The organism is Phenylobacterium sp. (genome assembly GCF_016793225.1).
GTDB lineage: Bacteria > Pseudomonadota > Alphaproteobacteria > Caulobacterales > Caulobacteraceae > Phenylobacterium.
In genome coordinates, this window is record NZ_JAEUMN010000024.1 from 1 (window position 1) to 11,346 (window position 11,346).

The window sequence follows — 11,346 nt, forward strand, 5'->3', positions numbered from 1 at the left end:
GCCGATGTCGAAGGTCTGGCCGAGGCCGAAGGCCCGGGCCGCCTGGGCGATCCGATCGGGCCCGACGCGCAGCGACATGGCGTAGAAGTAGGTGTCGCAGGAGTTCTTGATCGCGTCGTTGAGGTTCTGCGGCCCGTGCCCACCCTTCTTGTGGCAGTGGAAGAAGCGGCCGCCGAAGAACATGCCGCCGCCGCACGAGACGGTCTGGTCAGGGTCGATCCCCGCCATCAGCACGGCCAGGGCGGTCATCGTCTTGAAGGTGGAGCCGGGCGGGTAGAGGCCCGACAGGCACTTGTCGAGCAGCGGCTTGCGTTCGTAGCCCGCCAGCGCCCGGTACTCCGCGCCCGTGAGACCGCGCACGAAGCGGTTGGCGTCGAACGAGGGCGCCGAGGTCATGCAGAGGATGTCCCCGGTGCGGCAGTCCATCATCACCGCGCCGCCGCTCTCCTCGCCGAACACCTCGAGCGCGCGGTTCTGGATGTCGACGTCGAGGGTGAGCTGGATCTCCTCGCCCGGGACCGCGGGGATGTCGCCCTCGTCATCGTGGCGCACCTCGCGGCCATTGGCGTCGACCTCGACCTTGCGCGCGCCGGGCTTGCCGCGAAGCGGCAGGTCGAACGCCTTCTCGACGCCCTGCTTGCCGACCCGGAAGCCCGGGTGGAGCATGATCGGATCCGGCTTGCCGCCGGTCTTCACGATCTCGTCGATGTCGTCCTTGTTCACCTTGGCCACGTAGCCGATCACGTGGGCGAAGGCGCCCCCATGGGGGTAGACGCGCACCTCGCCCATGTCGGCGGTGACGCCGGGCAGCTCGGGCGACCGCACGTTGATGGCCGAGAACTGCTCCCAGCTCATGTCTTCCATGACCGACACGGGCGCCCGCTTCGGCGCGGCGTTGATGTCGCGCAGCAGGCGACGCTGGCGCGCCTCGTCCAGCGGCACGTAGTGGGCCAGGGTCTTCAGCGTCGCCTCGGCGTCGACCCCCTTGTCGCGCGCCACGAGGAGCCGGAAGTTCGGGCGGTTGGCCGCCAGGATCGCCCCGTTCCGGTCGACGATCACGCCCCGCGGGGCCGGGGCCAGCTTGAAGTTGAACTGGTTGGAGGCGGCAAGCTTCTCGTACCGCTGCGTCTCGAAGAGCTGCAGATAGGCGAGCCGGGCGCCCAGCGCGCCGAGCCCAAGCCCGGCGAAAGCGCCCAGCAGGATCGAGCGGCGATGGAACACGCCCTGCCGCTCGTTCACTTCCTCGAAGAAGATGGCGGGTTGCGTCATGCCCCTGCCCTCCCGCTCGCGCGAGATCCGCTCGGCGCCAGCGTACGTCCAAAGCCCGCGGGAGCAACCGGCTTGCTCATCGGAACCTCACGTCGGCGTCCTCGAACCGCTCGATGAGCCTGTCCGCGAAGGGATAGAGGACGACTGTGGCGAGGAATTGCCAGAACACCGCCACGGCGTCGGGCGCGTTCTGCGAGTTCAGCATCGTGAAGAGATAGCCGGCCCCCAGCGCCAGGAGGGTCGCCGCGCCGTACCACACCCACATCATGAGCCGGCTCTGGCCCGCCAGGATCGATCGCGACCCGAGCACGACGCCGTACGGCAGCAGCAGGCAGACGGCCCAGAACCCCAGCGGGCTGCCCCAGAGCAGATCCTGGTAGAGGCCGATGATCATCACGCAGATGGGCGCGAGCATCGAGGGCCGGATGTAGGCCCAGGCGAACGCCACCGGCAGGGCGAAGACGGGCTCGGGCAGGCTGACGCCGAACACCCGGATGGGAAGGGCGAACAGGAAGGCGCCCGCCATCACCGCCAGCATCGGCAGCCCCAGCCAACGCCAGGGCGCCAGGCCGCGCGCCGCGGCGGAACTCACGGCGCGCCCTCCCGGGCGGCGGAGGGCGCCGCCTTCGTCGGCGGGGCCTTCGCAGGCGGGGTCTTCGGCGCGGGCGTCCGGGCGTTCGAAGCGGGCGGCGTCGCGGCGGGCGCTGCGCCGGCCGGCGCTCTGGCTGGTGGGGCAGCGCCGGTCGGCGCCGTGGGCGTCCCGGCAGGCGCGGCCGGCGCCTCGATCGGCGGCGGCGGCAGCGTCGAGGCGCCCGGCGTGGGCGGCGGCGGCTCCACCTTGTCCAGCCCGGCGCGATCGACGATCTGGGTGAAGTCCTGGAACAGCAGGATCCGGACGTAGTCCACGGGCGCCTTGTCCGACGCCAGCACCACGCGCCAGCGGCCGTCCAGCCCCCTGACCGCGATGCCCACCGGCAGGCCCCGCGGCAGGACGCCGCCGTCGCCCGAGGTGACGATCCGGTCGCCCGCGCGTACGGCGTTCGTGCCCCGCAGATAGCCGAGCTGAGGATTGGGCCCGCCGTCCCCGGTGAGGATGGCGCGGGCGTTCGTGCGGTCGATCATGACCGGGGTCCGGGAGGCGGCGTCCGTCAGCAGCAGGACTCGGCTGGCGCCGTTGGTCACGCCGACGATGCGGCCGACCAGGCCGTTCTCGCTCATCACCGGATTGCCGGGCCGGACGCCGGCTTCGCTCCCGATGTTGGCCAGCCGTGAATGGGCGAACGGGCCACGGGATTCCGTCACGATCCGCGCCGTGGCCATGGGGATCGGCGGGTCGGTCTTGAGGCCGAGGATCTGGCGATAGCGCTCGTTCGTATCGCGCAGGGCGATGGCGACGTCGCGCCACTGCTGCATGTTCTTGAGCTCGGCGCGAAGCCGGCGGTTCTCGGACACCGCGAAGAAGTAGCCCCGAACGCCCTCGACCCCCTGCCCCGTCAGCCGGCCCGGCGTGGACAGCGCGTCGCCCACCGGCGCCATCACCTTGTCGGACAGGGTGCGCGGGTTGCCGTACTGGTCGGTGTCGAACGTCTCGCGGCGGTCGGACAGCAGGATCGCCACCGAGGCGATCAGCACCACGATGAAGACGATGCCCGCCGTCCAGGTCAGCGGGACCCTGAGTTCGCCGAGCGGGTTGTCCCTCAAGGACATCTCAGACTCCGCTCGCGCGCCTGTCCTACGCCAGAGTGGATTCCAGGACGCCCTTCATCCACTTCGGATGCTCGAGCACCTTGCCGCAGCCGAGCGCGACGCAGCTCAGCGGATCGTCGGCCACCGTCACCGGCAGGCCGGTGTGGTCGCGGATCTCGGCGTCCAGGCCCCGCAGGAGCGCGCCGCCCCCGGTCAGCATGATGCCCTTGTCGGCGATGTCGGAGGCGAGTTCCGGCGGCGTGGCTTCCAGCGCCATCTTCACCGCGTCCACGATCTGACCCACCGGCTCGGAGAGCGCGTCGGAGGCCTGCTTCTCGCTGATGCGCACTTCCCGCGGCACGCCCTGCATCAGGTCGCGGCCCTTGACCTCGATCGACAGGCCCTCGCCGTCGGCGGGCGCGCGGGCGGTGCCGATCTCCTTCTTGATCCGCTCGGCGGTGGTCTCGCCGATCAGCAGATTATGGTTGCGGCGCATGTAGCTGATGATCGCCTCGTCCATCTTGTCGCCGCCGACGCGGACCGAGCGCGAATAGACGATGCCCGAGAGCGAGAGCACGGCCACCTCGGTGGTGCCGCCGCCGATGTCGACCACCATCGAGCCAGTGGGCTCGTGGATCGGCAGGCCAGCCCCTATGGCGGCCGCCATGGGTTCGTCGATCAGGCCCACGCGGCGGCCGCCGGCGTTCAGGCAGCTGTCGTTGATGGCCCGGCGTTCCACGGCCGTGGCGCCCGACGGCACGCACACGATCACCTTCGGGTTCACGAAGCCCTTTCGGTTGTGAACCTTGCGGATGAAGTACTTGATCATCTCCTCGGCGACTTCGAAGTCGGCGATGACCCCGTCCCGCATCGGGCGGATGGCTTCCATGTGGCCCGGCGTGCGGCCCAGCATCTGCTTGGCCTCGATCCCCACCGCGTGGACCACCTTGCGCCCGCCCACGTTGCGAAGCGCCACCACCGAGGGCTCGTTCAGCACAATCCCCTTGCCCTTCATGTAGATGAGCGTGTTCGCCGTGCCGAGGTCGATGGCGATGTCGTTCGAGATGGCGCCGAAGAGGGAAGAGATCATGCAGGGCCCTGAGGGGATAGGGGCTAATGACGCGTCCGACAGAGGGTCCAAGCCGACCGACCTGACGCCTGGAAGATGCGTCGAGTCGCTAGGCTTTGTCTGGCGGGCTTTGAAGTCCCTCTGCCCTGCCGAATCTCTCATTTCAAGGCTTAAAGAGCAGTGTGCGCTTTCGCGTCGCGCGCGAAATGCGCTGCGGCGCGGCGCCGCGGAAACACCGGATTTCCGTTGCAGCGCCGCAGGCGGGCAATCTACCGCTCGTTGAGCGGCAGGACCGAGAACCTGCGCTCGAGCCGAAGCAGGCTCAGCACCACGGCCAGACCGAAGACGGTGAGCAGCGCCGCGAGCAGGTGCGCGCGGCCCCATTCGAGCGCTTCGACCGACTTGAAGATCTCGATCGAGAGCACGTTCGAGACCCCCGGGATGGCGCCCCCGATCATCAGCACCACGCCGAACTCGCCGATGGTGTGCGCGAAGGTCAGGATGGCGGCGACGACGTATCCGGGTACCGACAGCGGCAGGACGACACGGGCGAACGTCTGCAGCCCGCTCGCGCCCAGCGTGGCGGCGGCGTCCAGGCTGTCCTCGCCCACGGCCGCGAAGGCGTTCCGCAGCGGCTGCACCGCGAAGGGCAGCGAGTAGAGGATCGAGCCGATCACCAGGCCCTCGAAGGTGAACGCCAGGGTGCGGACGCCCAGCGCCTGCAGGGGGACCATCAAGGGGCTGTCCGGTCCCATGGCGATCAGCAGGTAGAACCCGAGGACCGTGGGCGGCAGCACGATGGGAAGCGCCACGAGCGCCGCCACGAACTCGCTCGCAAGCCCGCGCGTGCGCGCCAGCCACCACGCGAGCGGCGTGGCCAGGACCAGCAGGATCAGCGTGGTCACGCCCGCCAGCTTGAGCGTGAGCCAGATGACGGACAGGAGTTCGCTCACGGGATCTCGTACCCGTAGCGGCGGACGATAGCCTTCGCCTCCGGGCCTTGCAGGAAGGCCACGAAGGCGCGGGCCGCGGCGTTGCCGGCGCCGCGCCGGAGCAGGACCGCCTGCTGCTCGATCGGCGCATGGAGACGGCTCGGGACGATCCAGCGCGAGCCGCGCCTCGCGTTGACCACCTGGGACAGGGCGACGAACCCGATCTCCGCGGCGCCGGTGTCGACGAACTGGTAGGCCTGGGTGATCGAGGCCCCCTGGACCAGTCTGCCCTTCAGCCGGCCCTCGAGGCCCAGGCTGCGCATGGTCTGCATCGCCGCGAGCCCGTAGGGCGCCGTCTTCGGATCGGCGATGGCGATCTTCTCGAAGCGACCCTGGCGCAGGACGTCGCCGCGCGGGTCCACGAACCCCGGAGCCTTCGAATAGAGCACCAGCCGCCCCACGGCGTAGGTGAACCGGCTGCCCGGCGCCGCGAGGCCTTGCGCCTCGGCCCGCTCCGGCCGCTCCCGGTCGGCGGAGAGGAACACGCCGTAGGGCGCGCCGTTGGCGATCTGGGTGAAGAACTGGCCCGAGGACCCGAAGCTCAGCGTCGCATCGTGGCCCGTCCGCGCCTTGAACCGCGCCGCGATCGCCTTGGCCGGCTCGGCGAAGTTCGCCGCCACCGCCACCTTCACCTCGGCGGCCCCGGCAGGACCCGCGAGCGCGGCGGCGACGAGGAGCCCGAGCATCAGACGGCGGAACATCGGGTTCTGTCTCGGGTCCAGGCTGCAGCGGCAAGGCTTCATACCGGAGGACCGGCGGCCAGCGCGAGCGGCGTGTTCAGCCCAGCGCCGTCAGCACCACGCCCAGGCTCGTGAGGACGCCGCCGATCCACTGGCGCGCGGACAGCCGTTCGCGGAAGAGGCGGCGGCCGACCGCCGCGGCGATGGGCGCCTCGATGACGCCCACGGCCCGCACGGGCGCCGCCGGCGCCAGCGCCAGGGCGGCGAACCAGCATGCCGAGGCGGCCGACCCGAACGCCCCCGCGCCCAGCGACGCCTTCCAGGATTCGCGGACGGCCCTCAGCGCCTGTGGCTGCGTCACCGCCAGCGCGCCGCCGAGCAGCAGGGACTGCAGCCCCTGGGCGACGACGAGTCCGGCCAGGGCGGCGTAGATGGGATGGGCCGGCTCCAGCGCCAGTCCCGACTGCCGGTAGCCGTTGAGCGCGACCGCGAAGGCCGCGCCCGACGCCAGCCCCAGGGCGGCGCCCGCCACGCTGCCGCGCAGGTCCTCGCGCCGAGGCCAACTCAGCACGAGCAGCCCCGCCGTCGCGACGAAGACGCCGGTCCAGGCGCCCGCCGAGAGCCGGTCGCCCAGCGCGATCCACCCCAGGACGGCGCCCAGGGGCAGCGAGGACTGCTGGAACACGGTCGCCACCGCAAAGCCCGAGCGGCCCATCGCCAGCAGGAGAAATCCCGTGGCTGCGACCTGAGCCACCGCCCCGACGGAGACGCCGGCCAGGAAGCGCAGCGAAGGGTCGGGCTGCGCGTCCGGCGTCAGCAGGACCGCCAGCGCGAACAGTCCGATCGAGAACGGCAGGCCGAACAGGAAGCGCACGAGCGTGGCGCCCCAGGGGCCCGCCTCGCCCACCAGGCCGCGCTGCAGCGCATTGCGCGCCACCTGCAGCGGCGCGGCCGCCGCCGTCAGCAGAATCCAGAGCATGCCTTGCTCCAATGCCCCCCTTCAGCGGAGGACAGGCCGCGGCGCGGCCAGGGTGACCGGGTTCGGGCGAGGCGTGTGGAGGCGGCAGGATTACCCACCGCCTTGCAGCGCTCGCCACCCTCCCCTCTCGGGGAGGGAACGCGGCGTCAGAAGCCGCTGGCGACCTTCGCGCCGGGCGCGCTCTTCTCCTTGCGGGCAAAGAGGTTGTTGAGCGCGTTGACGTACGCCTTGGCCGAGGCCGTCAGCGTGTCGGTGTCGGCGGCGCTGCCGGTGGCGATCCGCCCATCGTCCTCGAGGCGGACGCTGACCTGGGCCTGGGCGTCGGTGCCCTCGGTGACCGCGTGCACCTGGAAGAGGCGCAGGATCGCATCGTGCGGTACGACGGCGTGGATGGCGTTGAACACCGCGTCGACGGGGCCGTCGCCCTGCGCGTTGGCGCTCTTCTCCTCGCCGTCGATGGTGACGGTCAGGAAGGCTTCCTGCGGCCCTTCGGTGCCGGCGATGACGCGCAGGTGCTTGACCTGCACCTTGTCGGCGCTGCTCGCCAGGGCGTCGTCGACCAGGGCGATGATGTCGTCGTCGAAGACGTGCTTCTTCTTGTCGGCCAGGTCCTTGAAGCGCTGGAACGCCTCGTTCAGCGCGTTCTGGCCCAGCTCGTAGCCCAGGTCCTTCAGCTTCTCGCGGAAGGCGTGGCGGCCCGAATGCTTGCCCATCACCAGGTTGGACTCGATCTGGCCCACGTCCTCGGGCTTCATGATCTCGTACGTCTCGGCGTTCTTCAGCATCCCGTCCTGGTGGATGCCGCTCTCGTGGGCGAAGGCGTTCTTGCCGACGATGGCCTTGTTGAACTGCACCGGGAAGCCGGTGATGGCCGAGACGTAGCGGCTGGCGCGGGTGATGTGCTGGGTCTCGACGCCGGTGGCGAAGGGCAGCTTGTCGCCCCGCACCTTCAGCGCCATCACGATCTCTTCCAGCGCGGCGTTGCCCGCCCGCTCGCCGATGCCATTGATGGCGCACTCGATCTGGCGCGCGCCGCCCTGGACGCCGGCGATGGAGTTGGCGACGGCCAGTCCCAGGTCGTTGTGGCAGTGGGTGGAGAAGATCACCTTGTCGGCGCCCGGTACGTTCGCGATCACGTCCCGGAACATGTCGGCGTACTCCGACGGATAGGAGTAGCCCACCGTATCCGGCAGGTTGATCGTGCCGGCGCCGGCTTTGATCGCCGCCTCGATGCAGCGCAGCAGGAAGTCGCGCTCGGTGCGGGTGGCGTCCTCGGCCGACCATTCCACGTCGCCGCACAGGTTGCGGGCCAGGGTGACCGACTTGGTCACCATTTCCAGCACCTGCTCAGGCTCCATCTGCAGCTTCCACTTCATGTGGACGGGGCTGGTGGAGATGAACGTGTGGATACGGCCGCGCTTGGCCCGGCGGACCGCCTCGGCGGCGCGCTCGATGTCCGCGGCGCCGGCGCGCGCCAGGCCGCAGACCACGCTCTCGGTGACGATCTCGGAGATCGCGCGGACGGCCTCGAAGTCGCCGTTCGAGGCGATCGGGAAGCCGGCCTCGATGACGTCGACCTTCATGTCCTCGAGGATCTTCGCCAGCTCCAGCTTCTCGTCGTGGCTCATCGAGGCGCCGGGCGACTGCTCGCCGTCGCGCATGGTGGTGTCGAAGATGATGACGCGGTCGCTGGCCGACGGCGGGGCGGCGGCGGGTTCGGATACGGGGTTGGTCATGTCTAACTCGCGGATTTCGGTTCGATGGGGCGGAGGTTCGTGAAGACCCCTGGTCGCCCGGCCGCGAGCTTGCGCGTGCCTAGAGAGGCGCCCAGGGGCGGCTAAGCCCCAGCGAGAGAAGAAGCAGGCTGTTCAGCCGCGTGCGCATGGCGGCGTCTGTACCGAAAGGGGCCTCCAGCCGCAAGTATCTTGCGGCGGATGCGTCGCTAGGCCGCCAGTTCGGCAAGAACCTTCCTCACGGCCGGCCGCTGGCGGATTCGCTCCCGGTGTTCGTGCACCCGGGGGAACTGCGCGGGATCGACCCCGTCGCCTTCGAGCCAGTCGGCGATGGTGAAGAGATAGCCGTCGCAGACGGTGTGCTGGTCGCCCATGACGAAGGGCCCGCGGAAGAATTCGCGCTCGATCAGCGCGAAGCAATCGCCGACCGATTGCGGGACCTTGCGGCGCATGTCCTCGAACGAGCTCTCCTCGGTGGCCCAGCGATAGCCGCGGTGGCGGTGGGCGTGGGCGACGTGAACGGTCGAGGCCAGATAGCTCATGAACGAGAGCGCTTGCCCGTAAGCCCAGGGGTCCTCGGGCATCAGCTCGGCATGCGGGTAGGCGCGCGCCACCCAGGCCAGGATCGCGACCGTCTCCGTCAGCACCCCGTGCTGCGTGACCAGCGACGGCACCCGGCCCTTCGGATTGATCGCCAGATACTCCGGCTTCCGCTGGTCGCCGATACGGGCGTCCGTACGCACGGCCTCGTAGACCGCCCCCGCCTCCTCCAGCGCGATGTGCGAGGCGGTCGAGCACGAGCCGGGCGAATAGTAGAGCTTCATCATGATCCGTCGTCCTTCCCTCGCCGGGCCAGCCAGCCTCGCGCGTACCAGCCCAGCGCCAGCCATAGCGCGGCCACCACGGCCAGCTCCACCCAGTGGCGTCCGATCTCGCCGCGCAGGAGCCGGACCACGGAGGCGCCCGCGAACGCCGTCAGCGCGATCTTGGGCACGATGCCGATGCCGGTCCCGGCCACGAAGTCGCGCGCGCGCATCGGCGTGACGCCCGCCGCCATGTTCACGACGATGAAGGGCGCCGATGGCACGAGGCGCACGATCAGGCTGGCCAGGAAGCCGTTCTCGCCGACCAGCCGCATGAAGCGGCGGACGCCGTCGCCGGAGAACCGTTCGAGCACTCGCGCGCCCGCGGCGCGGCCCAGGTAGAAGCCCAGCAGCGCCGACACCATCGTGCCGATCCAGCTGTAGGCCGCCCCCGAGACCGGGCCGAACGCCACCACCGCGGCGGCGATGAGCACGATCTGCGGCGTCCCGATGAAGGCGAGCGCGGCGAACGCGGCCACCGCCAGCGGCAGGGCCCACGGGCCGCGGGCGGCGGTCAGCCAGCCCTCAAGCGTGCGTTCGGAGTCCACGCCCAGCAGCTGGGCGCCGAAGACGAACACGACGCCGACCCCGCCGAACAGGACGAACGAGACGGCCAGCGTCCGCCACGCCTGGGCGTCCATATTCGAGAGGAAGGCGACGAGGCGGCGCATCGGCCCGACGGGTCGCCTGTTCGGCGACCACGGTCAACCCAGGGGGACTGGCCGGATACGCGAGTTCGGTCTAGCTATGTCCCCATAGTTGTTGAGTGTCAGCGTTCCCTGCCGTCCCGGCAGCGCTGCCGTCGCGCTGGGGGGCGTCATGGCGACTTTTGTTTTCACCACGATCGAAGCAGCTCAGGCGCTGGCGTTCAGTTCCAGCGACATCCTCACCGTCGAGGCCGGTTCGGCCACGCAGACGACGGTGATCTACAACGCTAACGGCACCTTCAACGTCACCATCGGGTCCACGACCCAGACGTTCGGCGCGGGCTTCAGCCTTGGGGCCAATGCGACCCGCGCCAACTTTCCCGACGGATCGAAGCTCTGGGTGGGCAGCGCCGGCGGCGACAACATCCGCCTGACCGTCACCGCGACCACGGGCAGCGGCGGCGCCTATGGCGGGGCCGGCAACGACACACTGGAGAGCGTGGGCGGCGGCTTCTGGCTGGTCCAGGGCAACCAGGGCGACGATCGCATCATCCTCAACGGCGGCAGCCAGACCGTCTACGGCGGACAGGACAACGACTACATCTTCGTCGCCGGCGTCACGACCATCGGCTCGCGCAACTTCATGCAGGGGAACCGGGGCGAGGACACGATCATCGGCTCGGGCAATCCCGACACCATCCTGGGCGGCCAGGGGAACGACAACCTGACCGGCTCGGGCGGGCGGGACACCATCAACGGGAATCTCGGGGACGACGTGATCCTCGGGGCCGGGCTGATCGCCGGCGAGGGCGGCAACGACGTCATCACGGTGAACACCGGCATCGTCGACTCGCTCGTCAACACCCCCGTGATCTCGACCGTCTTCGGCGGCGACGGCGACGACCGCATCATCATCACGCCCAACGAAACCCCCGCGTCGCATCCGGGCGCGAGCGTCAACGGCGACGAGGGATCGGACTCGATCCTGGGCGGCAACGGCGCCGACACGCTGCTGGGCGGCGGAGGCGCCGACACCCTCGTCTCGGGCGGCTCCAACGCCGGCAACGATGTTCTGGACGGCGGCGCGGGCAACGACGTCCTGTCGGCGCGCATCGGATCCAACATCCTCCAGGGCGGCGCGGACAACGACCGGATCACCGGCGGCGACGGGGCCGACACCATCGACGGCGGGACGGGGCTCGACACCCTCACCGGCGACGTGGGACCCGGCTCGGGCCCGGATGTCTTCGTCCTCGACGATCCCTATTTCGCCCTGGAGCCGACAGGCCTCGACCGGATCACCGACTGGAGCGTCACCGACAAGCTGCGCCTGAGCTTCGTCGTGGGCCAGGCCTACAGCGAGACCAGCGCCGCCGACTTCACCGCAGCGGTTCTGGCGGCGCAGAACACCTTCGCGGCCGGCGTCAT

At 70.2% G+C, this 11,346-nt stretch carries 11 protein-coding genes; 1 reads left to right on the top strand and 10 read right to left on the bottom strand.

Annotation, left to right across the window (positions count from 1 at the left end; all coding sequences use genetic code 11):
* From JNK30_RS02925 to JNK30_RS02970, 10 genes are all read right to left on the bottom strand, one after another.
* The coding region (locus JNK30_RS02925; protein ID WP_293480025.1) for a penicillin-binding transpeptidase domain-containing protein at positions 1–1,269 on the bottom strand (1,269 nt) is incomplete at its 3' end.
* Between the two features lie 76 nt (positions 1,270–1,345).
* Positions 1,346–1,861 carry a hypothetical protein gene (locus JNK30_RS02930; RefSeq protein ID WP_293480027.1) on the bottom strand — a complete coding sequence of 172 codons (516 nt, stop codon included), beginning with the start codon at positions 1,859–1,861 and terminating at the stop codon, positions 1,346–1,348.
* On the bottom strand, positions 1,858–2,976 hold the full coding sequence (mreC, locus tag JNK30_RS02935; protein ID WP_293480029.1) for a rod shape-determining protein MreC: 1,119 nt from the start codon (positions 2,974–2,976) through the stop codon (positions 1,858–1,860). Before mreC ends, JNK30_RS02930 begins: the two co-directional genes overlap by 4 nt.
* A 25-nt stretch (positions 2,977–3,001) precedes the next feature.
* Positions 3,002–4,045, bottom strand: coding sequence for a rod shape-determining protein (locus tag JNK30_RS02940; protein WP_012522835.1), 1,044 nt, complete (start codon positions 4,043–4,045; stop codon positions 3,002–3,004).
* Positions 4,046–4,293: 248 nt separating this feature from the next.
* Complete coding sequence (gene modB / locus JNK30_RS02945) at positions 4,294–4,977, bottom strand: molybdate ABC transporter permease subunit (RefSeq protein WP_293480031.1); 684 nt, start codon at positions 4,975–4,977, stop codon at positions 4,294–4,296.
* Positions 4,974–5,717, bottom strand: coding sequence for a molybdate ABC transporter substrate-binding protein (gene modA / locus JNK30_RS02950; protein ID WP_293480033.1), 744 nt, complete (start codon positions 5,715–5,717; stop codon positions 4,974–4,976). The genes modB and modA overlap by 4 nt, the downstream gene beginning before the upstream one ends.
* Positions 5,718–5,793: 76 nt before the next feature.
* Entirely contained in the window at positions 5,794–6,675 is an 882-nt protein-coding gene (locus JNK30_RS02955; protein ID WP_293480035.1) for a DMT family transporter, read from the bottom strand.
* 146 nt (positions 6,676–6,821) lie between these two features.
* Positions 6,822–8,411, bottom strand: a complete 1,590-nt coding sequence (locus tag JNK30_RS02960) for a 2-isopropylmalate synthase (RefSeq protein WP_293480037.1) — start codon at positions 8,409–8,411, stop codon at positions 6,822–6,824.
* A gap of 206 nt (positions 8,412–8,617) precedes the next feature.
* A complete protein-coding gene (locus JNK30_RS02965) occupies positions 8,618–9,235 on the bottom strand; it encodes a glutathione S-transferase family protein (RefSeq protein ID WP_293480039.1) in 618 nt (205 codons plus the stop codon).
* The gene (locus JNK30_RS02970; RefSeq protein ID WP_293480041.1) at positions 9,232–9,942 is read right to left on the bottom strand and encodes a TVP38/TMEM64 family protein; all 711 of its coding nucleotides are present in this window, start codon (positions 9,940–9,942) and stop codon (positions 9,232–9,234) included. The genes JNK30_RS02965 and JNK30_RS02970 overlap by 4 nt, the downstream gene beginning before the upstream one ends.
* A gap of 148 nt (positions 9,943–10,090) precedes the next feature.
* Between JNK30_RS02970 and JNK30_RS02975 the strand changes: the two genes are divergently transcribed.
* The coding region (locus JNK30_RS02975) for a calcium-binding protein (RefSeq protein WP_293480043.1) at positions 10,091–11,346 on the top strand (1,256 nt) is incomplete at its 3' end.

What these genes read in the sequence shown, in the direction of transcription:
- mreC (WP_293480029.1), bottom strand. Translation starts at nt 2,976, where the DNA reads ATGTCCTTGAGGGACAACCCGCTCGGCGAACTCAGGGTCCCGCTGACC.
- JNK30_RS02940 (WP_012522835.1), bottom strand. Translation starts at nt 4,045, where the DNA reads ATGATCTCTTCCCTCTTCGGCGCCATCTCGAACGACATCGCCATCGAC.
- modA (WP_293480033.1), bottom strand. Translation starts at nt 5,717, where the DNA reads ATGTTCCGCCGTCTGATGCTCGGGCTCCTCGTCGCCGCCGCGCTCGCG.
- JNK30_RS02955 (WP_293480035.1), bottom strand. Translation starts at nt 6,675, where the DNA reads ATGCTCTGGATTCTGCTGACGGCGGCGGCCGCGCCGCTGCAGGTGGCG.
- JNK30_RS02960 (WP_293480037.1), bottom strand. Translation starts at nt 8,411, where the DNA reads ATGACCAACCCCGTATCCGAACCCGCCGCCGCCCCGCCGTCGGCCAGC.
- JNK30_RS02965 (WP_293480039.1), bottom strand. Translation starts at nt 9,235, where the DNA reads ATGATGAAGCTCTACTATTCGCCCGGCTCGTGCTCGACCGCCTCGCAC.
- JNK30_RS02970 (WP_293480041.1), bottom strand. Translation starts at nt 9,942, where the DNA reads ATGCGCCGCCTCGTCGCCTTCCTCTCGAATATGGACGCCCAGGCGTGG.